The 23,930-nt window shown below is 64.4% G+C and carries 26 protein-coding genes; 16 read left to right on the top strand and 10 right to left on the bottom strand.

Annotated elements, in window-relative coordinates:
- Nucleotides 1-99 precede the first annotated feature (99 nt).
- The 4 genes from ccmA (at nucleotide 100) to EN845_RS23280 (ending at nucleotide 2,463) form a co-directional block, all read left to right on the top strand.
- On the top strand, nucleotides 100-708 hold the full coding sequence (gene ccmA, locus EN845_RS23300) for a heme ABC exporter ATP-binding protein CcmA (RefSeq protein WP_127872806.1): 609 nt from the start codon (nucleotides 100-102) through the stop codon (nucleotides 706-708).
- A 211-nt stretch (nucleotides 709-919) separates the two neighbouring features.
- Nucleotides 920-1,585 (top strand): heme exporter protein CcmB, encoded by a 666-nt coding sequence (gene ccmB, locus EN845_RS23290; RefSeq protein WP_127872807.1) that lies wholly within the window; start codon nucleotides 920-922, stop codon nucleotides 1,583-1,585.
- 132 nt (nucleotides 1,586-1,717) lie between these two features.
- Nucleotides 1,718-1,891 carry a heme exporter protein CcmD gene (gene ccmD / locus EN845_RS23285; RefSeq protein ID WP_127280270.1) on the top strand — a complete coding sequence of 58 codons (174 nt, stop codon included), beginning with the start codon at nucleotides 1,718-1,720 and terminating at the stop codon, nucleotides 1,889-1,891.
- The gene (locus EN845_RS23280) at nucleotides 1,888-2,463 is read left to right on the top strand and encodes a DsbE family thiol:disulfide interchange protein (protein WP_127872808.1); all 576 of its coding nucleotides are present in this window, start codon (nucleotides 1,888-1,890) and stop codon (nucleotides 2,461-2,463) included. Before ccmD ends, EN845_RS23280 begins: the two co-directional genes overlap by 4 nt.
- Nucleotides 2,464-2,706: 243 nt before the next feature.
- On the opposite strand, the gene EN845_RS23275 is transcribed toward EN845_RS23280, so the two are convergent.
- Nucleotides 2,707-2,874, bottom strand: coding sequence for a hypothetical protein (locus EN845_RS23275; RefSeq protein WP_127280268.1), 168 nt, complete (start codon nucleotides 2,872-2,874; stop codon nucleotides 2,707-2,709).
- A 250-nt stretch (nucleotides 2,875-3,124) separates the two neighbouring features.
- Here EN845_RS23275 and EN845_RS23270 point away from each other — a divergent pair, with 250 nt between their 5' ends.
- Together EN845_RS23270 and EN845_RS23265 are read left to right on the top strand one after the other, a co-directional pair.
- Complete coding sequence (locus tag EN845_RS23270; RefSeq protein WP_127872809.1) at nucleotides 3,125-4,045, top strand: SMP-30/gluconolactonase/LRE family protein; 921 nt, start codon at nucleotides 3,125-3,127, stop codon at nucleotides 4,043-4,045.
- A 162-nt stretch (nucleotides 4,046-4,207) separates the two neighbouring features.
- Nucleotides 4,208-4,414 (top strand): 4-oxalocrotonate tautomerase family protein, encoded by a 207-nt coding sequence (locus tag EN845_RS23265; RefSeq protein WP_127280266.1) that lies wholly within the window; start codon nucleotides 4,208-4,210, stop codon nucleotides 4,412-4,414.
- A gap of 287 nt (nucleotides 4,415-4,701) precedes the next feature.
- Here the strand turns inward: EN845_RS23265 and EN845_RS23260 are convergent, their stop codons facing one another.
- The 8 genes from EN845_RS23260 to EN845_RS23225 form a co-directional block, all read right to left on the bottom strand.
- Nucleotides 4,702-5,226 carry an NADPH-dependent FMN reductase gene (locus EN845_RS23260; protein WP_127872810.1) on the bottom strand — a complete coding sequence of 175 codons (525 nt, stop codon included), beginning with the start codon at nucleotides 5,224-5,226 and terminating at the stop codon, nucleotides 4,702-4,704.
- 36 nt (nucleotides 5,227-5,262) lie between these two features.
- On the bottom strand, nucleotides 5,263-5,883 hold the full coding sequence (locus tag EN845_RS23255; protein ID WP_127872811.1) for a pyridoxamine 5'-phosphate oxidase family protein: 621 nt from the start codon (nucleotides 5,881-5,883) through the stop codon (nucleotides 5,263-5,265).
- 23 nt (nucleotides 5,884-5,906) lie between these two features.
- The gene (locus EN845_RS23250) at nucleotides 5,907-6,581 is read right to left on the bottom strand and encodes a septation protein A (protein ID WP_127872812.1); all 675 of its coding nucleotides are present in this window, start codon (nucleotides 6,579-6,581) and stop codon (nucleotides 5,907-5,909) included.
- Nucleotides 6,582-6,638: 57 nt separating this feature from the next.
- Nucleotides 6,639-8,558, bottom strand: coding sequence for a signal recognition particle-docking protein FtsY (gene ftsY, locus EN845_RS23245; RefSeq protein ID WP_127872813.1), 1,920 nt, complete (start codon nucleotides 8,556-8,558; stop codon nucleotides 6,639-6,641).
- A 13-nt stretch (nucleotides 8,559-8,571) separates the two neighbouring features.
- Complete coding sequence (mtaB, locus tag EN845_RS23240) at nucleotides 8,572-9,897, bottom strand: tRNA (N(6)-L-threonylcarbamoyladenosine(37)-C(2))-methylthiotransferase MtaB (RefSeq protein WP_127872814.1); 1,326 nt, start codon at nucleotides 9,895-9,897, stop codon at nucleotides 8,572-8,574.
- Nucleotides 9,897-10,781, bottom strand: coding sequence for a diaminopimelate epimerase (dapF, locus tag EN845_RS23235; protein WP_127872815.1), 885 nt, complete (start codon nucleotides 10,779-10,781; stop codon nucleotides 9,897-9,899). The genes mtaB and dapF overlap by 1 nt, the downstream gene beginning before the upstream one ends.
- Before the next feature lie 91 nt (nucleotides 10,782-10,872).
- Complete coding sequence (locus EN845_RS23230; RefSeq protein WP_127281226.1) at nucleotides 10,873-11,034, bottom strand: DUF1328 family protein; 162 nt, start codon at nucleotides 11,032-11,034, stop codon at nucleotides 10,873-10,875.
- 90 nt (nucleotides 11,035-11,124) lie between these two features.
- Nucleotides 11,125-12,144 (bottom strand): MBL fold metallo-hydrolase, encoded by a 1,020-nt coding sequence (locus tag EN845_RS23225; protein ID WP_127872816.1) that lies wholly within the window; start codon nucleotides 12,142-12,144, stop codon nucleotides 11,125-11,127.
- Nucleotides 12,145-12,357: 213 nt separating this feature from the next.
- On the opposite strand from EN845_RS23225, the gene EN845_RS23220 reads away from it, so the two are divergent.
- The 3 genes from EN845_RS23220 (at nucleotide 12,358) to zapE (ending at nucleotide 14,808) form a co-directional block, all read left to right on the top strand.
- Entirely contained in the window at nucleotides 12,358-12,798 is a 441-nt protein-coding gene (locus tag EN845_RS23220; RefSeq protein WP_127872817.1) for a hypothetical protein, read from the top strand.
- A gap of 138 nt (nucleotides 12,799-12,936) precedes the next feature.
- Nucleotides 12,937-13,476, top strand: a complete 540-nt coding sequence (locus tag EN845_RS23215; RefSeq protein ID WP_127872818.1) for a protease inhibitor Inh/omp19 family protein — start codon at nucleotides 12,937-12,939, stop codon at nucleotides 13,474-13,476.
- Between the two features lie 129 nt (nucleotides 13,477-13,605).
- Nucleotides 13,606-14,808: a cell division protein ZapE gene (zapE, locus tag EN845_RS23210; RefSeq protein WP_127276265.1), complete on the top strand. Its 1,203-nt coding sequence runs from the start codon at nucleotides 13,606-13,608 to the stop codon at nucleotides 14,806-14,808.
- A gap of 42 nt (nucleotides 14,809-14,850) precedes the next feature.
- On the opposite strand, the gene EN845_RS23205 is transcribed toward zapE, so the two are convergent.
- Nucleotides 14,851-15,279, bottom strand: a complete 429-nt coding sequence (locus tag EN845_RS23205) for a GNAT family N-acetyltransferase (RefSeq protein ID WP_127872819.1) — start codon at nucleotides 15,277-15,279, stop codon at nucleotides 14,851-14,853.
- A 215-nt stretch (nucleotides 15,280-15,494) separates the two neighbouring features.
- Between EN845_RS23205 and mdh the strand changes: the two genes are divergently transcribed.
- The 7 genes from mdh (at nucleotide 15,495) to odhB (ending at nucleotide 23,899) form a co-directional block, all read left to right on the top strand.
- Nucleotides 15,495-16,463 carry a malate dehydrogenase gene (gene mdh / locus EN845_RS23200; protein ID WP_127872820.1) on the top strand — a complete coding sequence of 323 codons (969 nt, stop codon included), beginning with the start codon at nucleotides 15,495-15,497 and terminating at the stop codon, nucleotides 16,461-16,463.
- A gap of 44 nt (nucleotides 16,464-16,507) precedes the next feature.
- Nucleotides 16,508-17,701 (top strand): ADP-forming succinate--CoA ligase subunit beta, encoded by a 1,194-nt coding sequence (gene sucC, locus EN845_RS23195; protein ID WP_127872821.1) that lies wholly within the window; start codon nucleotides 16,508-16,510, stop codon nucleotides 17,699-17,701.
- Nucleotides 17,702-17,705: 4 nt separating this feature from the next.
- A complete protein-coding gene (locus EN845_RS23190; RefSeq protein WP_064981484.1) occupies nucleotides 17,706-18,077 on the top strand; it encodes a cupin domain-containing protein in 372 nt (123 codons plus the stop codon).
- Nucleotides 18,078-18,080: 3 nt separating this feature from the next.
- A complete protein-coding gene (locus tag EN845_RS23185) occupies nucleotides 18,081-18,578 on the top strand; it encodes a DUF1579 family protein (RefSeq protein ID WP_127276277.1) in 498 nt (165 codons plus the stop codon).
- A gap of 12 nt (nucleotides 18,579-18,590) precedes the next feature.
- Nucleotides 18,591-19,493: a succinate--CoA ligase subunit alpha gene (sucD, locus tag EN845_RS23180; protein WP_127276279.1), complete on the top strand. Its 903-nt coding sequence runs from the start codon at nucleotides 18,591-18,593 to the stop codon at nucleotides 19,491-19,493.
- 97 nt (nucleotides 19,494-19,590) lie between these two features.
- A complete protein-coding gene (locus tag EN845_RS23175; RefSeq protein ID WP_127872822.1) occupies nucleotides 19,591-22,575 on the top strand; it encodes a 2-oxoglutarate dehydrogenase E1 component in 2,985 nt (994 codons plus the stop codon).
- A 46-nt stretch (nucleotides 22,576-22,621) separates the two neighbouring features.
- The gene (odhB, locus tag EN845_RS23170) at nucleotides 22,622-23,899 is read left to right on the top strand and encodes a 2-oxoglutarate dehydrogenase complex dihydrolipoyllysine-residue succinyltransferase (protein WP_127276283.1); all 1,278 of its coding nucleotides are present in this window, start codon (nucleotides 22,622-22,624) and stop codon (nucleotides 23,897-23,899) included.
- The last annotated feature ends 31 nt before the right edge of the window (nucleotides 23,900-23,930 follow it).

The raw sequence follows: 23,930 nt of genomic DNA, 5'->3' as shown, positions 1-23,930 counted from the left end.
GCATATAGAGAATTTTCTGGAATAGTTCTAGACAGTTGCAAAGCAAATTTGTGCGATGCGGCAGCGGCCGCGCCGCTTCGTTCGAGGGACAGGCAAGGGATGCGGCTGATCGCCGAAAATCTGGGCGGCGAGCGCGGCGGCGAGGCGGTGTTTTCCGGCATCGGGTTTGCCCTGGAGGCGGGGCAGGCGCTGGTGGTGACCGGGCCGAACGGCTCGGGAAAATCGACGCTGCTCAGGGTGGTCGCCGGGCTGCTGCCGAAAGCGGAGGGCCGCCTGCTGCTCGAAGGCGGCGGCGAGGAATTCCCGTCGATTGCCTCAGCCTGCCATTATCTCGGCCATCAGAACGCGATGAAGACGGCGCTGAGCGTGGCGGAGAACTTGCGCTTCTGGCTGGAGTTTCAGGGCGAAGGCCGGCTCGGTGTCGAGGAGGCGCTGGAAACGGTCGGGCTGGGCGGCATCGGCCACTTGCCGTTCGGCTATCTCTCGACCGGGCAGAGGCGCCGCGCGGCGATCGCCAAGCTTTTGGTCAGCCACAGGCCGCTGTGGCTGCTGGACGAGCCGACGGCGGGTCTGGACAAGGCTTCGGAAGGAAGGTTCGCGGGGCTGATGCGCGAGCACTTGGGGGATGGAGGGATGGTCGTCGCGGCAACGCATCTGCCGCTGGGGTTGGAAGGGGCGCGCGAGCTGCAAATGAGGGTAGGCCATTGATTTCCGTGCTCTACGGCGCCCCCCTCTGGCCTGCCGGCCATCTCCCCCACGAGGGGGGAGATTGGTGGCTTCGGCGCCTCGCTCATCTTGGCGACGCTAGTGATTGGCGAAAGCCGAACCGACGGCTGATCTCCCCCCTCGTGGGGGAGATGTCCGGCAGGACAGAGGGGGGCGTGACGGAACGCCTTCTTCAACCGGGGACCACATCGTAATGTGGTCCCTCTTAGCCCGCGACATCCGCCTCAATATCCGTGCCGGCGGTGGCGCGCTGACCGGCGTCATCTTCTTCCTTGCCGTCATCGCCACCATCCCCTTCGGCGTCGGGCCGGACCTCAAGCTCTTGGCCCGCATCGGCCCTGCGATCCTGTGGATCGGCGCCTTGCTTGCCTGCCTGCTCGGCCTCGACCGGCTGTTCCAGGCCGACCGCGAGGACGGCGCGCTCGATCTGCTGGTGCTCGGCCACGACCGGCACATGCTGGCGCTGACGGTGCTGGTGAAATGCGTCGCGCATTGGGCGGGAAGCGTCTTGCCGCTGGTGGTCGCCGCGCCCCTGCTCGGCCTGTTCATGAACATGGAACCGGTCGCCATCGGCGCCACGGCACTGACGCTTCTGGTCGGCACGCCGGCCATCACCTTCATCGGCGCCGTCGGCGCCGCGGTGGCGGTGGCGCTGCCGCGCGGCGGGCTGTTGATCTCGGTGTTGGTGCTGCCGCTGACCATTCCGGTGTTGATCTTCGGTGTTTCGGCAAGCTACGGGGCGACGGCGAATCCCGATCCGTTCCTGCAGCCTTTCCTCATTCTTGCCGCGCTGACGTTGTTTCTTGCGGTGCTGGGCCCCGTGGCCGCGGCGCTGGCGCTGCGCCATGGCACGGATTGAGTCGGCCGCGAGCGGCAGAGGCTGCGGCGCGGCGGCAGATTGCGCGGCCCGTGGCGCGAGGTTAAGGGAAGGCATGAGCGAGCGCAGCGAACGGACCGGGTTGGCGAGCGGCATGCCAGGGAGGCGGCCGGCATGAGCCCGCACGCACTCTACGTCACCGCCGCCTATGCCATCACCGCGATCGTGCTGGCCGGGCTGATCGGCTGGATCCTGCTTGACCAGCGGGCACGCAAGCGCGAACTCGCCGAACTCGAGGCGGCCGGGGTGCGGCGGCGCTCCGACAAGACCGGGGCGGGAAAGCCGTGAGCAGCGAAATCGAAACGCCGACGCGTCGCCGCCTGTTCGTGTTCTTGCCGCTGCTGGTTTTCCTCGGCCTGGCCGGCCTGTTCCTGTCGCAGCTTCTGTCGGGACGCGATGTCTCGGAAGTGCCATCGGCGCTCATCGGCCTGCCGGCGCCGCAGACCAGTCTGCCGGCGCTGGAGGGGTCAAACCTGCCGGGGCTCGATTCGAAAGCCTTCGCCGGCAAGGTCACTCTGGTCAACGTCTTTGCGTCGTGGTGCGCGCCGTGCCGGGAAGAGCACCCGGTTCTGTTGGCGCTGGCGCAGGACAAGCGGTTCACGATGGCGGCGCTGAATTACAAGGACCGGCCGGAAAACGCCCGCCGCTTCCTCGGCGACCTCGGCAATCCGTTCCAGGCGATCGGCGTCGACGAAGCCGGCCGCACGGCGATCGACTGGGGCGTCTATGGCGTGCCGGAAACATTCGTCATCGGCAAGGATGGCAAGATAGCCTACAAGCATGTCGGCCCGCTGACGGCGGAGTCGGCGAGGGATCTCTTGCTGCCACAGATTGAAAAAGCGCTGGCCGTACCGAACTGACAACTCCAACTCGCCTTCGTCATCCTAGGGCGAAGCAAGGAGCGAAGCGACGCGGCGCAGACCCTAGGAGCTGCTTTGCAGCCCAAGGGATCCATGCCGTGATATTAGTGACAGGCAAGGCGGATCAGGATAAGGGACTCTTCGCCGCTGATAGAACCGCTATTCCGAGCCGCTGCATGCTTCGTTTGAAGTCGCGGCATGGATCCTCGGGTCAAGCCCGAGGATGACGAAACGCGGTGGGGCTCAGCCGTAGATCTGCTTGTGGATCTGGTAGAGCATTTCCGAGCGGTCGGCGCGCATGTCGGCGAGGTCGCGGCTGGAGAAGCTGTCGATTTCGGCGACGAGGCGGTTGTAGTGCTTGCGCTTGGCGATGCTGCTGCGAGCGCGGGTCATCAGGTCATTCAAGATCATAGCAAGGTTCCTTCTGTGCCGCATTCTCGCGGCGGGTTCTTCCTCCCTTGATCGATACGGAGCATGACATAGTAATGGTGCATTGCAAAAAGAAGATGTTGCAATGCACCATTGCACTGCGCGCATAGCCGGTTAATGGCGTCCTAAGGAACGTCCCGCCGTTTTGTCTTACAAATTGCTGATACCCCGTCTTGCCAGATCGATCGCGGGCTGGCTTGATCCGGCGTCACGTGATGCCGGGAGGAAATGCATGGCGGCCGCAGACTATTACGAAATTCTCGATCCGCGTTTCGCGCGCCTGTTCAATGGCAGCGCGCAAGTGGAGAAACTGTTCACCGGCTGCCGCTGGGCCGAAGGGCCGGCCTGGTTCGCCGCCGGCCGCTATGTCGTGTGGTCGGACATTCCGAACAACCGCATGCTGCGATATGACGAAACCGACGGCAGCGTCAGCGTGTTCCGCCAGCCCTCGGGCAATTCCAACGGCAACACCGTCGACCGGCAGGGCCGGCTCGTCACCTGCGAGCATTCGGGCCGCCGCGTCAGCCGCACCGAGCATGATGGCTCGGTCACCACCATCGCCGCCAAATGGAAGGGCAAGCGGCTGAACTCGCCCAACGACGCGGTGGTGAAATCCGACGGCTCGGTCTGGTTCACCGACCCCAGCTACGGCATCGACACCGACTATGAGGGCGACAAGGCCGAGAGCGAGATCGGCGCCTGCAACGTCTACCGGGTGGATCCCGACACGGGCGAGGTCGAGGCCGTGATCACCGACATGGTCAGGCCGAACGGGCTTGCCTTCTCGCTCGACGAAAGCCTGCTCTATGTCGTCGACACCGGCCGCACGCATGGCGCTGAGAACCCGGCGCATATGCGGGTGTTCAACGTCGGCAAGCACGGCAAGAAGGTTTCCGGCGGCAAGGTCTTCGCCGACTGCACATCAGGCCTATTCGACGGGTTCCGGCTCGACGCCGACGGACGCATCTGGACCAGCGCTGCCGACGGCATCCACTGCTACGATCCGGACGGCACGCTGATCGGCAAGGTCAAGGTGCCGGAGGTGACCGCCAATTGCGTGTTCGGCGGCACCAAGCTGAACTGCCTCTACATCGCCGGCACCACCTCGCTCTATTCGGTGCGGCTGATGGTGAATGGGGCCAAGACTTTTTGAGGCTGCTCGCAACTTTTCTCTGGCGGCCCTTGTTGGCGCTTCTGCGGATAGCCGCGGCACCCGCTTCGCCGCGGCTTCCGCAGCCGCCATTATTTGCTCCGCCGGAGCGGAGTTCGAAGCAGTCCGCCGATGGTATCAGGCACAAATCAATGGGAGGACGTCATGCCATTCGTCAACATCCGCATCGTCAAGGAAGTGATCGCCGCCGATCCGGCAGGCAAGAAGGCTGACATCGCCAGAAAAGTCACGGCGGCCATCATGGACGCCACCGGACTCGGCAATGACGACGTCTGGGTGGTGTTCGAAGAGGTCAACGCCCGCGACTGGTATGTCGGTAAGACCGATGTCGAGACCTTGCGGAAGGGGTAGATCGAAGGAAGGCGAAGTCCTTTCCACTTCGTCATCCTAGAGCGAAGCAGTCGCGAAGCGACGTCGCGGAGACCCTAGGATCCATGCCGGACCTTTCGAACGTCGCGGCGGTGCAGTTTCCGCTGTGATACGGTCAGTGTACTAGCCACGTCGGGGTGCCTGTTCTGAACCGCTGCATTCTTTGGCAAATGTCACGGCATGGATTCTAGGGTCTGCGCCGCGTCGCTGCGCTCCTTGCTCCGCCCTAGAATGACGAAGTCGCATGGTTGGCCGCTAAAGGATCAAGGCTAGCGTATGAAATCTGCGAAACCGGACAGCGCATTGCGCATTGCCAGCACCTTTTCCGGCTCAGCCAAAATGGCCTCCATCTCCGCTGGCTTCTTCCCGAGCAGGGCGATCTCCAACCCACCATCATGCAGCGCGAACGACATGGTCCGCATGATCTCGGCCAAAGCGGCTCGGGCATAGAGCGAACGCGGCGAGGCGTGGGCCAGCATGGCCGGCTTGTCGACGGCGGCGTCGCGCGAGACCAGCCAGTCGAGCGCGTTCTTCAGTCCGCCCGGCACGCCATGCGCATATTCGGGGCAGGAGACGATGACGCCGTCGGCGCGGGTGACGGCGTCGATCAGGTCGGAGGCTTCGCCCGGTGTTCGCTCGCCCTCGTCGTCGGGGTTGAAGATCGGCAGGCCGCGAAGTCCGTCATAGACGGTGATACGACAGCCCTCGGGCGCGTTCAGCGCCAGTGCCGCGACCAGGGCCGAATTGGTGGAGGCCGCCCGCAGGCTGCCTGAGATGGCAAGAAGGTGGAGCAAGATGGATAGGTCCGGGCGAATCGTGGGCCGAAAACCCTACCACATCGTCTGCTTGTACTCGTCGTCCAGCCAGCGGTCGGTCGCCTCGGCCGAATCGGCCAATGCCAGTTGATCGCGCAGGATCTGGCCGAGCGTCGGCAGCGTGGCACGGTCGTACCAGCTCTCGGGCTTCCACAGATCGGAGCGCATGAAGGCCTTGGCGCAATGCATGTAGGCGGCCTTGACGGCGACCACGATGACGCTTTGCGGCTCCTTGCCGTCGACCGCGAGGCGCTCGCGCAAAGTGGCATCCACGGTGATGCGGGCTTCGCCATTGAGGCGCAGCGTCTCGTTCATGCCCGGGATGAGGAAGAGCAGCCCGACCGAGGGATTGCGCAGGATGTTCTCCAGCGTATCCAGCCGGTTGTTGCCGGGCCGGTCGGGAATGGCGATCGTATTCTCGTCGAGAATGGCGGTGAAGCCGGGCTTGTCGCCTTTCGGGGTAACGTCGGCATTGCCTTCGCCATCGGACGAGCCGATCAGCACGAACGGGCTCTTGCCGATGAAGGAGCGGCAATGGCCGTCGAGCGCCTTCAATTCCTTGCGGATCGAACCATCGGTCGGGCGCGGCGTCTTGTAGATCGTCCGCAGCTCTTCCTGGGTGGTGACGAATTCCATGGCTCTCCCCTTTATTCCCTGCCTTATTTGCCGGCTTTCTCTTCCCCGCCGGCTTTGTCGTCGAGCGAATGGCGCAGGATGAGCGGCATCTGGCTGAAGGTGAACAGAAGCGTTATCGGCATGATGCCCCAGACCTTGAAGGTAACCCAGGCGTCGGTGGAAAAATTGCGCCAGACCACTTCGTTGACGATGGCCAGGAACAGGAAGAACAGGCCCCAGCGGAAGGTGAGCTTGCGCCAGCCTTCGGCATCGAGTTTGAAGGCGGACTCGAAGACATAGCCGAGCAGCGAGCGGCCGAAATACAGGCCGCCGAGCAGCACCCCGCCGAACAGCGTGTTGACGATGGTCGGCTTCATCTTGATGAAGATGTCGTCCTGCAGATAGAGCGTCAGCGCGCCGAAAATGAAAACGACGACGCCAGACACCATCGGCATGATCGGCAGGGTGCGGGTCAGCAGCCATGAGGCGATCAACGCGATCGCGGTCGCGGCCATGAACAGGCCGGTGGCGACGAAGATCGGACCGCCGAATTCGGCCAGCACCGGAAATTTCTGCGTCAGCCACTCGCCGCGCGCATTGGCGAAGAAAAAGACGAGCAGCGGCCCCAGCTCCAGCGCCAGCTTGAGCAGGGGGTTGATGCCTTCCTTCTTCTCTTTCTGCGGGTCGGACGGATCGCGTTCGAGAATGGGTGGGTTCATGGTTTCCTTCTTACGCACGATCCAATCCGGAAGCCTCACTTCCGGCATCGTGCCTGTTCAAGCCACTCCAGCGATCGCCCTGGCGAATTCGCTTGCGGAAAACGGTTCGAGGTCGTCGACTTGCTCGCCGACGCCGATGAAATAGACCGGCAATTTGTGCTTTGCCGCGATCGCCACCAGAATACCGCCGCGCGCCGTGCCGTCCAGCTTGGTCATCACCAGGCCGTTGACGCCGGCGACATTGCGGAAGATTTCGACCTGGTTGAGCGCGTTCTGGCCGGTGGTGGCGTCGACTGTCTGCAGCACGGTGTGCGGCGCTTCGGGATCGAGCTTACCAAGCACGCGAACGATCTTTTCCAGCTCGGCCATCAGTTCCGTCTTGTTCTGCAGCCGGCCGGCAGTGTCGATGATCAGCACGTCGGAGCCCGCCTCCTTCGCCTTCTCGAAGGCGTCGTAGGCAAGGCCGGCGGCATCGGCGCCGAGCTTGGAGGCAATGACGGGCGATTTCGTGCGTTCGCCCCAGATCTTCAGCTGTTCGATGGCGGCGGCGCGGAACGTGTCGCCGGCGGCCAGCATCACCGACAGGCCGCCATCGGTCAGCTTGGCGGCGAGCTTGCCGATGGTCGTGGTCTTGCCGGTGCCATTGACGCCGACCACCAGGATGACATGCGGCTTGTGCGAGAGATCGAGCTCGAGCGGCTTTGCGACCGGGGCGAGCACCTTCTCCACCTCGGCCGCCATGACGGCGCGCACCTCGGTATCGGAAACATCCTTGCCGTAACGGCTCGAGGCCAGTGAATCGGTGACGCGCAGCGCCGTCTCCACGCCAAGATCGGCGCGGATCAGCACGTCCTCCAGGTCCTGCAGCGTCTCCTCGTCCAGCTTGCGCTTGGTGAAAACGCCGGCAATGTTGCCGGTCAGCTCGCGCGACGACCGGGCAAGTCCGTCCCGCATGCGCTGGAACCAGGACCGCCTCGGCGCCGGCTCGGGCGCCTTCTGCACTTCGGCCTTCTGCTCGACCTTCCTGGCCACCGTCACCTTGCCGGGAGCGGGTTTGGGCTCCGGGGCGGGTTGTGGGATCGATTGAGGCTCGGGCGCGATCTCGGCAATGACCGGCTGGGTTTCGACGGGTGCCGGCTGGCGGATAGGTGACGCGATTTCCGCCGATGGAGCGGTTTCGATCGGAGATGGGATGGTTTCCGCAGGCTGGCGCTGCCCCTCACCCTCTCCCAGTGAAGGACGGAGAGAGGGAGGCGTCAGCGTTGAGCTTTTCTCCTTGACGTCGCCAAGAGGGGCGCCGGCATCGCGATCAGCTCCGTTCTCCTCGTCCCTATGCGGGGAAAAGGTGCCGGCAGGCGGATGAGGGGCAGCGCCAGCCTCTGAAGTCGGCTGCTCGGAGGCGGCCGTCGACTGAGGGGCTTCAACCGGCGACGCCGGCGGCACTTCGACCGGTGCGGGCATGTCGGCCGGCACTTCGACTGGGGGCGCCGGCACTTCCACAGGCGCGGGTTCCGGTTGCCTCTCCGGACGCGATGGAACGATCTCCGGCTCGGATGGCGCGGGCGGAATCTCCCGCGGCCGCCGTTCGGGCGCGGGCTCCGGAACGACGGGCGGCTGCGGCACTTCTTCGGGCGCCGGCGGTTCAGGCGTCTGGGGCGGGGCTGCCGGTTTCTCTTCCGGCGCAGGCTCCGGCTGCCGTTCCGGTTCTGACGGAACGGTAGGCTCCGGCGGGGGCGGAATGGTGGGGACAGGTTCGGGCTTGGGCTCCTCGGGCTCCGGTCCAGGCGCGGCCGCCGGCGCGGCTTCCGCCACAGCCTCCTCCCGCTTCAAAAACTCCGGCACGGCCTGCTCGGCCGCCGGCTTCAGCGCGTCGAGCTGATCCCATTTGATCGGCGGGAGGGGGGCGGTCTCGTCGATGCGCTCCTCGACGACCTCCTTCTTGCCGAACGAAAATATCTTCTTGAAAAAACCAGCCATGCTTTTGCGTTTCTCAGGCGGCGCGGGCGGCAAGGGGAGCGGCTGTCAGCCGCGCGCCATCGTGGCCGGTTATTTCAGCTTCGACGATCTCTCCCGGCGCGCCGGTGGCGAGTGCGGCAAGCGTGAACCCTTCGGTGCGGCCAAGGCCGTCGCGCTCGATCAGGATCGACTGGCGGCTGCCGGCGAGCGAAGACAGATGGCGCTGGTAGGTCGCTTCGCCGGCTGCGCGCAGCCGGGCGGCGCGCTGCTTGACCAGCTCGCGGCGAACCTGCGGCATGCGCGCGGCGGGAGTGCCTTCGCGCGGTGAAAACGGGAAGACGTGGAGATGGGTCAGGCCGCATTCCTCGACGATTTTTTCGGAATTCTCGAACATGGCTTCGGTCTCGGTCGGGAAGCCGGCGATGATGTCGGCGCCGAAAACAATGCCGGGACGCAGCTTGCGCACATCCTCGCAAAAGCGGATCGACTGGTCGCGCAGATGCCTTCGCTTCATGCGCTTCAGGATCATGTCGTCGCCAGACTGCAGCGACAGATGCAGATGCGGCATCAGCCGCGGCTCGGTGGCGATGGCGTCGAGCAAGTCCTCGTCGGCCTCGATCGAGTCGATCGAGGACAGCCTGAGCCGCTTTACGTCGGGCACCTGCCTCAGGATGGTCTTCACAAGCTTGCCGAGCTTCGGCACACCAGGCAGGTCGGCGCCGAAAGACGTCATGTCGACGCCGGTCAGCACGATCTCGGCATAGCCGTTGCCGGCCAAGCGCTTGACCTGCTCGACCACGGCGCCCATCGGCACCGAGCGCGAATTGCCGCGGCCATAGGGGATGATGCAGAAGGTGCAGCGGTGGTCGCAGCCGTTCTGCACCTGCACGAAGGCACGTGCCCGGCCCTCGATGGCGTCGACCATGTGGCCGGCGGTTTCGCGCACCGAGAAGATGTCGTTGACGCGCGCCTTCTCGGTGTCGTTGACGCCGAAATCGGGCAGCGCGCGATAGGAATTCGCCTTGAGCTTTTCCTCATTGCCAAGCACGAGATTGACCTCGTCCATGGCGGCGAATTTTTCGGGCTCGGTCTGCGCGGCGCAGCCGGTGACGATGATGCGCGCGGCCGGGTTGTCGCGGCGCGCCTTGCGGATCGCCTGCCTGGCCTGGCGCACCGCTTCGCCGGTGACGGCACAGGTGTTGAAGATGACGGCGCCGCCGTCGAGCGCGCCGAGGCCCGCGCTTTCGGCCTCGCGCCGCATCACCTCGGACTCATAGGTATTGAGACGGCAGCCGAAGGTCACCACGTCGATGCGGCCGGGCTGCTTCGCCACGTCGACGCCTTTGGCAAGAGCGGACATCAGGCCGCGCTTTCGGTGTCGCGGGCCCATTGTCCGGTCGACGGATCGAAGCTGCCGGAAAATTCCCATTCGGCCGCCCCGGTCAGGATGACGTGGTCGTCATCGCGCCATTCGACATGCAGCGTGCCGCCGCCAGGCGTCAGCAGGTTGACGCTGCGGCCCGTGCGCCGGGTGCGGGCCGCTGCGACGACAGCCGCGCAGGACGCGGTGCCGCAGGCCTTGGTCAGGCCGGCGCCGCGCTCCCAGGTGCGGATGATCATGCTGTCGGGCGAGGTCACCTGCGCGATGGTTATGTTGGCGCGTTCGGGAAAGATCGGATGGTTTTCCAGAAGCGGGCCGAAACGGTCGAGTTCATAAGTCCAGACGTCGTCATCGACCCAGAAGATGGCGTGCGGGTTGCCCATCGAAACGGCGGAAGGCGAATGCAGCACAGGCGCGTCGATCGGGCCGACCTGCAACTCGATCATGCGGGTGTCGCGGAACTCCTCGGCCAGCGGAATGTCGCGCCAGCCGAAGCGCGGCGTGCCCATGTCGACAGAGATCGAGCCGTCGGCGTGTTCGCGGGCATTGAGGATGCCGGCCACGGTCTCGAAGGTGAAGGTCTTCTCGCCGGTCTCGGCGGCCAGGGCCTGGACGACGCAGCGCATGCCGTTGCCGCAGGCCTGCGCTCCGGAGCCATCGGAATTCAGGATATCGACGAAATAGGCGGTGCCTGGCGTCCTGGCGTCGTGGATCGCCATGATCTGGTCGAACCGCGTCGCGACGTCGCCATTGAGCGCGATGGCGGCTGCGGCCGTCACCCGATCCGCACGGCCACGCATGTCGGCAACGATGATCTCGTTGCCGATGCCGTTCATCTTGGCGAAAGGGGCCGTGCCTGCCATTGCTCCGAAATTCCATGTCCGTTCGGCGCTATATGGCGGAAACGGGCAGGAATTACCAGTGCGCAGCCGCTTTCACGCGACGGCGCCGGACTTACGTCACCGCGAAGACCCCCAGCAAGATCAACAGGAAGATCACGAGCACGACGCCGATGAGAATGCGCGCGCCGGTGGCGGCGGCGCCGGCCAGCGCCGGCATGCCGAGCAGGCTCGCCGCGGCGGCGACGATGAGAAGAATGATGATCCATTTGAGCATGGGAATGCCTCGTAAGCCGACAGATTTGAAACCGCAGGAAAAACGCGGCTGTCGTGCTTGGGTTCCCGCTCGTTTCGAAGCCTGGTCGGTTCAGGCCGCCGTCGTTTCCGGCACGTCCCAGACTTCGCCGGCCCGCAAGGCGCGAAAATGCTCTTGCGGTACACCCTCAGCCCCGAGCGCCTCGGCCAGTTTTCGGACCGGTTCGTCGATCGGCTCGTCGGTGAGCTGGAAGGTGCCCCAGTGGCAGCCGGCGGCAAAGCTTGCGTTGCACAGCTTCATGCCTTGCACCGCTTCCTCGGGATTCTGGTGCTGCGGGGCCATGAACCAGCGTGGCTCGTAGGCGCCGATCGGCAGGATGGCGAAGCGGAAGCCGCCATGTTTTTCCGCCATCAGCCGGTAGTTGATGCCGTCGTGGAAGCCGGTATCGCCGGCGAAGTAGGTCTTCCCGCCCGCTGTTTCGATGACGAAGCCGGCCCACAGCGCCATGCGCCGGTCGCGGGCACCCCGCGCCGACCAATGATGCGCGGGCTCGATGTGGATGGCGGTGCCGTCGGAGACGTCGACCCTGTCGCCCCAGTCATGCGCGGAAAGCCGCATGCCGGGCACCGCGGCGGCGATGATGGCATCGTTGCCGAGCGGCGTCACTACCAGCGGATCGTGCGTCTCCTTCAGCTTCCTCAGCGTGGCAAGGTCGAGATGGTCATAGTGGTTGTGGCTGACCAGCACGACGTCGATCGCCGGCAGATCGTCAAAAGCGATGCCCGGCGGATTGACGCGCCGGGGTCCGGCAAAGGAGAACGGCGAGGTGCGCGCCGACCACACCGGATCGGTGAGGATGTTGAGCCCGGCGGTCTGGATCAGCAAGGTGGAATGGCCAACCATGGTCACGGTCAGTTCGGTACCTTCGACCATCGCGGCCGGCCTTGCCTGTGCGAAGGGGCTCGGACTCGCAGGCGGCCATTTCGAACGCTGGCCGCTGAACTGCCATTTCAGCAGGTCCGTGAAGGGGCCAGGCATCCGGCCGTCGGGGTTGAAGAACAGGGTGCCGTCGAAATGATCGCTGGGCGGGCCGCTGTAGTAGCGGTTGGCGGCTTTGTGTCTCGCGGCCAAGGTCTGCGCTCCGGCGGGTTTCGGTGAACTCTTTGTTTTCACGCAATTCCCTGGGGGGAAGCGCTACGCGTTTTCCCGGGAAAACCGCTGCACACTTTTCCTGGGACTATTCTAGACATAAGCCTTGCCGCGGCTGGCGCAAGCGTTTGCCGGCCGAAGGCCAAGGGGGACGAAGCGGCCTCGGCTAGGATCGCGGATCAGGAGGAGGACGCCATGGCGATGAAGCGGACGAAGACGCTCTGGATGAAGGCCGAGGATTTTGGCCGCTCGCTGCCGCGCGGCGTCGGCGTCAATTTGCTGGTGACCGACATGCCGGCGATGGAAGCCTTCTGCCGCGACGTGCTTGGCGCCCGGGTCATCTATGCCGACGAGGATTTCGCGGCGATCGAGCTTCTGGGGTCGGTATTCATGCTGCATGCCGACCATTCCTATCTCGACAACCCGATGACGGGCTCCATCACGGGCGCCGAGACACGCGGTGCTGGCATCGAATTGCGCCTCTATGGCGCCGATCCCGACGCGATCGAGGCGGCGGCGCTGGATCATGGCCACATCGTGCTGGCCGGCGCCGTCGACAAGCCGCATGGTCTGCGCGAGTGCTATATCGTGGGGCCGGACGGATATGTGTTCGTCCCAAGTGCCGCCCTGGCGTGATGATTGCGATAAATTTGCAACAATCTTGCCGCAAACCCTATTTTAACCATATCGGGTTGAAATTTCGCCACCTTCTCCATCTTGGTGGAGGTGAGATTGCGCGGACGGCACCCCCAGCCGATTCCGACGGAGGTTGTAATGAATTTTGCGAAAGGCGGCCTGGTGGCCGTATCCCTGGCGGCGCTCGTTGCGAGCGGCTGCTCAACCTCACGCTTCTCGTCGATGGACGACCAGCAGCCCGCCCCGCTGCAGCCGGCGCCTGCCGGCCAGGTGAGCTCGAATCAGCTGCCGCCGCCGGCGTCCCCCGGCACCACCGACCCGTCTCAATTCCCGACCGCGCCGGCAAACACGCAGGTTGCCTCGCTGCCGCCGGATGGCGCGGCGCCTGCGGGTGCCGCGGATCTCAACGCGGCAAGCGTCGCCGGTGTCTGGAACGTCAGCGTTTCCGGCCAGAGCTGCAAGGTGGCGACGCCACAGACCAAGTTCGGCGCCGGCTTCCGCGCCGGTCCGCTGCACTGCCCGGCGCCGATCGACGGCATCAAATCGTGGAACGTCGCCGGCAAGCAGCTGACGCTTTATGACGAGAATGGCGGTTCGCTGGCACGTCTCTATTCGTCGGGCGGCTCGAAATTCGACGGCCAGACTTCCAACGGGCAACCGATTTCGCTTACAAGATAGGCTGGGTATGCCGGTATTCAGGTGATGCCGGCCTGCGAATCGCGGCTTCCTGCCCTTTCGGCTCGGCCTGGCCTGAATCTCAACATACCTTCTCTCTTGAGCATACCGCTCCGAACAACGACGTGACCGATGCATCTGCGTGACGGCCTCCAGACCCATGCGACCGTCCGGCAGCGCTACGACCATCTGGTGGTATCAGGCGCGATCGGACGCGACCCCGCGCAGGAGGAGATCGCCGCCGCGCTCGACCGGCTGACCGACGAGATCTCGGCCAAGCGGCTTGCGCAAAAGTCCAGCGCGCTGGGCTGGCTGTTTGCCCGCAAGCGCGAGACGCAGGAGGCGGTCAAGGGCCTCTACATCCATGGCGGCGTCGGGCGCGGAAAGACCATGCTGATGGACATGTTCTTCGAACTCTTGCCGGTCAGGCGCAAGCGCCGCGTCCATTTCAACGACTTCATGGCCGACGTGCAGGACCGCATCCAGAAGCACCGGCAGGCGCGCAAGGAAGGCACGGTCAGGGAAGACGATCCGATCCCGCCGGTGGCCAAGGCGCTCGCCGAGCAGGCCTGGGTGCTGTGCTTCGATGAATTTTCGGTCACCGACATCGCCGACGCCATGATCCTGTCCAGGCTGTTCTCGGCACTGTTCGCCAGTGGGGTCGTGCTCGTCGCCACCTCGAACGTGGCGCCTGAAGACCTCTACCGTGACGGGTTGAACCGCCAGCTCTTCCTGCCGTTCATCGCCATACTGAAACGCCATGCTGAGGTGCTGTCGCTGGACAGCGACAAGGACTACCGGCTGGAAAAGCTTGCCCGCACGCCTGTCTACGTCATGCCGGCGGATGCGGCTGCCGACGAGGCGCTCGACGAGGCCTGGCAGGCGATGACGCACGGGGCGCCGACGGCCGAGACGTCGCTGACGCTGAAGGGCCGCAAGGTGGCCGTGCCGGCCGCCGCCGGCGATGCGGCGCGCTTCTCCTTTGCCGACCTGTGCGAAAAGCCGCTCGGCGCGCGCGATTACCTGGCGATCGCCGGCCGGTTTTCGACCGTCTTCATCGACCATGTCCCGGTGCTGGGCGAAGGCAAGCGCAACGAGGCCAAGCGCTTCATCCTGTTGATCGATACGCTCTACGACCATCATGTGCGCCTGGTGGTGAGCGCGGATGCGCCGCCGCACGAGCTTTATGTGGCTAAGCGCAGCGTCGAGGTGTTCGAATTCGAGCGCACGGCCTCGCGTCTGATCGAGATGCAGAGCCGCGACTGGCTGGACGATTGGGCCGTGCGGCGGAAGGCGAAGGCTGCCCCGGCTGACGCGTCACGGGCGCAGGCATAAGAGCTCAATCTTGTTCCATAGAGATCCTGCCAGCTCCAAAATCTACAGCCGATACACATACATCACAAATGTCTCCGCCTCGGCATGCGGCTCCTTGCGCGCCTCGTAAAGCGCTCGGGCCGGCAGATTGTCAAGTTCGGTGCCGACCCAGGCCTCCTCGCAACCATGCTCCCTGCCGAGCGCGAACATGGCGTCGAGCATTTTGCGCGCAATGCCCTGGCGCCGGAAGGCCGGCGAGACGCCGACCTCGTCGATATTAAGTTCGGTCGGCTTGTCCGGATGGCGGTGGATGACCGCCGCGCATTGGCCGACGACCAGGCCCTCGACGAGGGCGACGATCATGAAATGGCCCGATTGCGCGAGATAACTGGCCAGGCGATCGGGCCTCACCGGCTCGTCGAACACGTCGTCGGCAACCCGCATCACAAGGGCGTCATCGCCGGGATAGAGCCTTCTGATCTCGACCGTCATTGTGTAAATTCTCCCAAGTCGGCTTACAAATTTTGACGTTTACGTAAATCCCAAACGCTCTAACCGATTGAAAATGCAGGGGTTGAAATAATCGTTTGAATTTATTTCTCACCGGAGCTATTGGGTGCGGCGATATCAGCGGTTCCCCGCAGCATTCCGGCCTCTTCCTCGACGCCGTGTTGGCGTCGCCACAGACAAAGGGAAATCATCCTCACATGGCACGCAACAAGATAGCGCTTATCGGCTCTGGCATGATCGGCGGCACGCTCGCGCATATGATCGGCCTCAAGGATCTCGGCGACGTGGTCCTGTTCGATATTGCCGAGGGTATTCCGCAGGGCAAGGGGCTCGATATCGCGCAGTCATCGCCGGTCGATGGTTTCGATTCCCGGCTGACCGGCGTCAACGACTATGCCGGCATCGAGGGCGCTGATGTCTGCATCGTCACCGCCGGCGTGCCGCGCAAGCCGGGCATGAGCCGCGACGACCTGCTGGGCATCAACCTGAAGGTCATGGAGCAGGTCGGCGCCGGGCTGAAGAAGTACGCGCCGAAGGCCTTCGTCATCTGCATCACCAATCCGCTGGACGCCATGGTGTGGGCGCTGCAGAAGTTTTCGGGCCTGCCCAAGACCCATGTCGTCGGCATGGCCGGCGTGCTGGACAGCGCGCGTTTCCGCTATTTCCTGGCCGAGGAGTTCAAGGTCTCGGTCGAGGACGTCACCGCCTTCGTGCTCGGCGGCCACGGCGATTCCATGGTGCCGATGATCCGCTATTCGACGGTGTCGGGCATTCCGCTTCCAGACCTGATCAAGATGGGCTGGACTTCGAAGGAAAGGCTCGACCAGATCGTGCAGCGCACCCGCGACGGTGGCGCCGAGATCGTCGGCCTCTTGAAGACCGGCTCGGCCTATTACGCACCGGCGGCCTCGGCGATCCAGATGGCCGAATCCTATCTCAAGGACAAGAAGCGCGTGCTGCCGTGCGCGGCGCACCTCTCCGGCCAGTATGGCGTCAAGGGCACCTATGTCGGCGTTCCCGTGGTGATCGGTGCCGGCGGTGTCGAGCGCGTCATCGAGATCGACCTCAACAAGGCAGAGCAGAAGATGTTCGACACCTCGGTGGCGACCGTGCAGGGCCTGACCGAGGCCTGCGTCAAGATCGCGCCGCAACTCGCCTCGAAGTGACCTCCCCAACATCACCCCGGCAAACGACCTGGAGATAGTTCCCCATGAACATCCATGAATATCAAGGCAAGGCGCTGCTGAAGAGCTTTGGCGCGCCGGTGGCCGAAGGCGTGCCGGTGTTCAAGGCAAGCGAGGCGGAAGCCGCCGCGCAAGCGCTGCCCGGCCCGCTTTATGTGGTGAAGAGTCAGATCCATGCCGGCGGCCGTGGCAAGGGCAAATTCAAGGAGCTCGGCCCCGACGCCAAGGGCGGCGTGCGGCTGGCGAAGTCGGTCGCCGAGGTGGTCGCCAACGCCAATGAGATGCTCGGCCACACGCTGGTGACCAAGCAGACCGGCCCGGCCGGCAAGCAGGTCAACCGTCTCTATATCGAGGACGGCGCCGATATCGAGCGCGAGCTTTATCTGTCGATCCTGGTCGACCGTTCGGTCGGCCGCATCGCTTTCGTCGTCTCGACCGAGGGCGGCATGGACATCGAGGGTGTTGCCCACGACACGCCGGAAAAGATCATCACCGTCGCCATCGATCCGGAAAAGGGCGTGACGGCGGATGATGTCAAGGCGCTCAATGGCGCGCTGAAGCTCGACGGCGACGCGGCCAAGGATGGCGGCACGCTGTTCCCGATCCTCTACAAGGCCTTTGTCGAGAAGGATATGAGCCTGCTCGAGGTCAACCCGCTGATCGTCATGAAGAACGGCCGGCTGCGCGTGCTCGACGCCAAGGTTTCGTTCGACAACAACGCGCTGTTTCGCCACCCCGACCTGATGGAACTGCGCGACACCACCGAAGAGGACGAGAAGGAGATCGAGGCGTCGAAATACGACCTCGCCTATGTCGCGCTCGACGGCAATATCGGCTGCATGGTCAACGGCGCCGGCCTTGCCATGGCGACCATGGACATCATCAAGCTCTATGGCGCCGAGCCCGCCAACTTCCTCGACGTCGGCGGCGGCGCGTCGAAGGAGAAGGTGACGGCGGCGTTCAAGATCATCACCAAGGACCCGGCGGTGAAGGGCATCCTGATCAACATCTTCGGCGGCATCATGAAGTGCGACATCATCGCCGAAGGCGTGATCGCCGCGGTCAAGGAAGTCGGCCTGAAGGTGCCGCTGGTGGTGCGCCTTGAAGGCACCAATGCCGAGCTCGGCAAGAAGATCATCAACGACAGCGGCCTGAACGTCGTGTCCGCCGACGATCTCGACGACGCGGCCAAGAAGATCGTTGCGGCGGTGCAGGGCTGAGCCGGTGCCTCCGCGCAAGATAAACCTGGTCGAGGCGGCGGATCAAAAGATCAGCAAGGTCTTCGATCCGCATATCGCCGGCGACGTCAATGACAGCCAGGCGAAGGTCGCCAAGTTCGGCGCGACCTTCGACTGGCACGCGCATGACAATGAGGACGAGGCGTTCCTAGTGCTTCGCGGGCGCATCGCCATCGATTTCCGCGACGGTCCGGTCGAGCTCGGCGAGGGCGACTTCATCGTCGTGCCGCGCGGCGTCGAGCACCGGCCGCGTTCGCTCACCGCCGAGCCCGTGGTGCTGATGTTCGAGCCGGCGACGACGCTCAACACCGGCAACGCCAAGAGCGACCTTACCGTCACCGATCTGAAGCGGCTCTGACTGATGAACGCGGCGTCCTTCTCTTCGCTCTCGGCCGATCACCAGCGCCTGCAGGCGCTGGTCGGTGCGTGGCGCGGCGAGGAAGAGGTGGCGGATACACAATGGGCCGATGGCGGTGCGGCGACCAGCGAAGTGCTGGCTGAGGCACAGTTCGGCGGCCAGTTCGTGGTGCAGCGTTATCGCCAGCGCCGCGACGGCACGATTTCGTTTGGTTCGCACACCGTGTTTGGTTTCGACCAGCAAAATGGCGTCGTCACCATGCACCAGTTCGATTCGATGGGCTTCGTGCCGGTGTCGCCTGCCACCGGCATATGGAACGGCAGTGAACTCAATCTGGAACGGTCGTCGCCGCGCGGTTTTGCGCGCGTGACGTATATTTTCGACGATAACGACACCTACCGCATGCGATTGCAATTCAAACCCGCCGGCAGCGATGGCTGGCAAGACATGGTGAGCGGCGTCTACCGGCGCGTCTCGCCTTCCTCGATCAACGGTTTTTAGAAAAGGGCTCCGATGTCCATTCTCGTCGACAAGAACACCAAGGTGCTGGTGCAGGGCCTGACCGGCAAGACCGGCACGTTCCATACCGAACAGGCGCTGGCCTATCACGGGACAAAGATGGTCGGCGGCATCCATCCCAAGAAGGGCGGCGAGACCTGGAACGGCTCGAAGGGCGAGAGCCTGCCGATCTTCGCCACTGTCGCCGAAGGCAAGGAAAGGACGGGCGCCAACGCCTCCGTCATCTACGTGCCGCCGGCTGGCGCGGGCGAAGCCATCATCGAGGCGATCGAGGCTGAAATCCCGCTCATCGTCTGCATCACCGAAGGCATTCCGGTGATGGACATGGTCAAGGTCAAGGCGCGGCTCGACCGCTCCAAGTCGCGGCTGATCGGGCCGAACTGCCCGGGCGTGCTCACCCCCGACGAATGCAAGATCGGCATCATGCCCGGCAACATCTTCCGCAAGGGCTCGGTCGGCGTTGTTTCGCGCTCGGGAACGCTTACCTATGAGGCTGTGTTCCAGACCACCAATGTCGGCCTCGGCCAGACCACCGCCGTCGGCATCGGCGGCGATCCCGTCAAGGGCACCGAGTTCATCGACATGCTCGAGATGTTCCTTGCCGACGACGAGACCAAGTCGATCATCATGATCGGCGAGATCGGCGGCTCGGCCGAGGAAGACGCCGCGCAGTTCCTCAAGGACGAGGCCAAGCGCGGCCGCCGGAAACCGATGGCGGGCTTCATCGCCGGGCGCACCGCACCGGCCGGCCGCACCATGGGTCATGCGGGCGCGGTCATCTCCGGCGGCAAGGGCGGCGCCGAAGACAAGATCGCGGCGATGGAATCGGCAGGCATCAAGGTTTCGCCCTCGCCGGCGCGGCTGGGCACGACCTTGGTCGAGGCGATCAAGGGTTAAGTGAGTAGGCAGTAGTGAATAGGGACTAACGGTGAGTAGCAGCTGACTGCTCACCATTCCCTTCAAAAGGAGACGGAGCCAGGCTCCGCGGACAAAAATGGCACGACAAGATCAGGCCAACGACCGGTTTTCGCTCACCTCTTTCCTCTATGGCGGCAATGCCGATTATATCGACGCGCTCTACGCCGCCTATGAGGACGATCCCGCTTCGGTCAATCCCGAGTGGCAGGAGTTCTTCGCGGGTCTGAAGGACGATGCCGGTGATGTGCGCAGGAACGCCAAGGGCGCTTCCTGGGCAAAACCCTCCTGGCCGCTGCAGGCCAATGGCGAACTGGTGTCCGCGCTCGACGGCAATTGGGGCATTGTCGAGAAGCACCTGGAAAAGAAGGTCAAGGACAAGGCGGTCACCAACGGGGTCGTGCTGTCCGACGCCGACGTGCACCAGGCGACGCGCGATTCGGTGCGTGCCATCATGATGATCCGCGCCTTCCGCATGCGCGGCCATCTGCACGCCAATCTCGACCCGCTCGGCATTGCCAAGCTCGAAGACTATAACGAGCTGTCGCCGGAGAATTACGGCTTCACCGAAGCCGACTACGACCGGCCGATCTTCCTCGACAATGTGCTTGGGCTCGAATTCGGCAGCATCCGGCAGATGCTGGAGATACTCACCCGCACCTATTGCTCGACGCTCGGCGTCGAGTTCATGCATATTTCCGATCCCGAGGAGAAGGCCTGGATCCAGGCGCGGATCGAAGGCGCCGACAAGGAGATTTCCTTCACCGCCACCGGCAAGAAGGCGATCCTGCAGAAGCTGGTCGAGGCGGAAGGCTTCGAGCAGTTCATCGACGTCAAGTACAAGGGCACCAAGCGCTTCGGCCTGGACGGCGGCGAGTCGCTGATCCCGGCGCTCGAGCAGATCGTCAAGCGCGGCGGCCAGCTCGGCATGAAGGAGATCGTGCTCGGCATGGCCCATCGCGGCCGGCTGAACGTGCTTTCCCAGGTCATGGCCAAGCCGCACCGCGCCATCTTCCACGAGTTCAAGGGCGGCTCGGCCGCCCCCGACGAGGTCGAAGGCTCGGGCGACGTGAAGTACCATCTCGGCGCCTCGTCCGACCGTGAGTTCGACGGCAACAAGGTGCACCTGTCGCTGACCGCCAACCCCTCGCATCTGGAAATCGTCGACCCGGTGGTGATGGGCAAGGCGCGCGCCAAGCAGGATTATCTGTTCGGCCGCGGCCGCGAGGAGATCGTGCCGCTGGAAGAGCGCGCCAAGGTGCTGCCGCTCTTGCTGCACGGCGACGCCGCTTTCGCCGGCCAGGGCGTGATCGCCGAGATCCTCGGCCTGTCGGGCCTGCGCGGCCACCGCGTCGCCGGCACGCTGCACTTCATCATCAACAACCAGATCGGCTTCACCACCAATCCGCGTTTCTCGCGCTCGTCGCCTTATCCGTCCGACGTCGCCAAGATGATCGAGGCGCCGATCTTCCACGTCAATGGCGACGACCCGGAAGCCGTGGTGCACGCCACCAAGGTGGCGATCGAGTTTCGCATGAAGTTCCACAAGCCGGTGGTCGTGGACATGTTCTGCTACCGCCGCTTCGGCCACAATGAGGGCGACGAGCCGGCCTTCACGCAGCCGCTCATGTACCGCAACATCCGCACCCACAAGACGACGGTGCAGATCTATGGCGACCGGCTGATCGCCGAAGGCCACATCACCCAGGCCGAACTCGACCAGCTCAAGGCCGACTGGCGCGCGCATCTGGAAGCCGAATGGGAAGTCGGCCAGGCCTACAAGCCCAACAAGGCCGACTGGCTCGACGGCGCCTGGTCGGGCCTGCGCACGGCCGACAACCAGGACGAACAGCGGCGCGGCAAGACCGCCGTGCCGGTCAAGACGCTGAAGGAAATCGGCAAGAAGCTGACCGAGGTGCCGAAGGATTTCGAGGCGCACAAGACGATCATCCGCTTCCTCGAGAATCGGCGTCAGGCGATCGAGTCCGGCGAAGGCATCGACTGGTCGACGGCGGAGGCGCTGGCCTTCGGCGCGATCCTGCTCGACGGCAACCCGATCCGGCTTTCGGGCCAGGATTCCGAGCGCGGCACCTTCTCGCAGCGCCATTCCGTGCTTTACGACCAGCGCGACGAGACCCGCTACATCCCGCTCAACAATCTGTCGGCGGCGCAGGCCGGCTACGAAGTCATCAACTCGATGCTGTCGGAAGAGGCGGTGCTAGGCTTCGAATATGGCTACAGCCTGGCCGAGCCGAAGGCGCTGACCTTGTGGGAGGCGCAGTTCGGCGACTTCGCCAACGGCGCCCAGGTGGTGTTCGACCAGTTCATATCGTCGGGCGAGCGCAAATGGCTCAGAATGTCGGGCCTCGTCTGCCTGCTGCCGCACGGCTATGAAGGCCAGGGCCCGGAGCATTCCTCGGCCCGGCTGGAACGCTTCCTGCAGCTTTGCGCCGAAGACAACATGCAGGTCGCCAACTGCACGACGCCGGCCAACTACTTCCACATCTTGCGCCGGCAGCTGAAGCGCGACTTCCGCAAGCCGCTGATCCTGATGACGCCGAAGTCGCTGCTGCGCCACAAGCGGGCGGTGTCGACGCTGCCGGAAATCTCGGGCGAAAGCTCGTTCCACCGGCTGCTGTGGGACGATGCCCAGCTGCTGCCCAACCAGGCGATCAAGCTGACCAAGGATTCCAAGATCCGCCGCGTCGTGCTGTGCTCGGGCAAGGTCTATTACGACCTCTACGAGGAGCGCGAGAAGCGCGGCATCAACGACATCTACCTGCTGCGCGTCGAACAGCTCTACCCGTTCCCGGCCAAGGCGCTGATCACCGAGCTGTCACGCTTCCGCAATGCCGAGATGGTGTGGTGCCAGGAGGAACCCAAGAACATGGGCGCCTGGTCGTTCATCGATCCGTATCTGGAATGGGTGTTGGCGCATATCGACGCCAAGCATCAGCGGGTGCGCTACACCGGCCGTCCCGCGGCCGCGTCGCCGGCGACCGGCCTGATGTCAAAGCACCTTGCCCAGCTCGCCGCCTTGCTCGAAGACGCGCTCGGCGAATAGGCAGAACTGGGCGAATAGAACTGAACCGAAAGAACGGACAGGCACAATGGCTACCGAAATCCGCGTCCCCACCCTGGGCGAATCCGTCACCGAAGCAACCGTCGGCAAATGGTTCAAGAAGGTCGGCGATGCCATTGCCGCCGACGAGCCGCTGGTCGAGCTCGAGACCGACAAGGTGACGGTGGAAGTGCCTGCCGCCGCCGCCGGTACACTCGGCGAAATCACTGTGAAAGAAGGCGAGACGGTCGGCGTCGGCGCGCTGCTCGGGTCGATTTCGGGCGGTGGCGCGGCTGCTCCCGCCACCAAGCCGCAAGCGGTGGCGCAGGCGTCCAGCCCCGACGCGGCGCAGACCACCAAGCAGGCCGCGGCCGAGACCGCCAAGGTTGCCGGCGATGCCGGCTCGGTCGAGCCACGCACCATGCCGCCGGCGCCGGCGGCGGCAAAACTGATCGCCGAGAACAATCTGTCTGTCGACCAGCTTTCCGGCTCGGGCAAGCGTGGCCAGGTGCTGAAGGGCGACGTGCTCGACGCCATCTCCAAGGGCGCGCCGTCGCAGCCGGCCGAAACGCCAAAGGCGGCGCCGGCACCGGTTGCCGTGCGCGCGCCGTCGTCCGGCGACGATGCTTCGCGCGAGGAGCGCGTGCGCATGACCAAGCTGCGTCAGACCATCGCGCGCCGGCTGAAGGAAGCGCAGTCGACCGCCGCCATGCTGACCACCTTCAACGAAGTCGACATGTCGGCGGTGATGGCGCTCAGGACCAAATACAAGGACGTGTTCGAGAAGAAGCACGGCGTGAAGCTCGGCTTCATGGGTTTCTTCACCAAGGCCGTCACGCACGCCCTGAAGGAAATCCCCTCGGTCAATGCCGAGATCGACGGCACCGACATCATCTTCAAGAACTATGCCCATATCGGCGTCGCGGTCGGCACCGAAAAGGGTCTCGTGGTTCCGGTCGTGCGCAATGCCGATCAGATGTCGATCGCCGAGATCGAGAAGGATATCGGCCGGCTGGGCATCGCCGCGCGCGACGGCAAGCTGTCGGTCGCCGACATGCAGGGCGGCACCTTCACCATCTCCAATGGCGGCGTCTACGGGTCGCTGATGTCGACGCCGATCCTCAATGCCCCGCAGTCGGGCATTCTCGGCATGCACAAGATCCAGGACCGGCCGGTCGTGGTCGGCGGCCAGATCGTGATCCGGCCGATGATGTATCTGGCGCTCAGCTACGATCACCGCATCGTCGACGGCAAGGAAGCGGTGACCTTCCTGGTGCGGGTCAAGGAAAGCCTGGAGGATCCGGAACGGCTGGTGCTTGATCTCTGAGGCGGTCGGATGGCGGGTTGCGGCAGGGGTG

The sequence above is a fragment of the Mesorhizobium sp. M8A.F.Ca.ET.202.01.1.1 genome (genome assembly GCF_004791595.1).
Taxonomy (GTDB): domain Bacteria; phylum Pseudomonadota; class Alphaproteobacteria; order Rhizobiales; family Rhizobiaceae; genus Mesorhizobium.
Note: the sequence above shows the minus strand (reverse complement) of the source record. Positions and strands in the feature narration are given on the sequence as shown.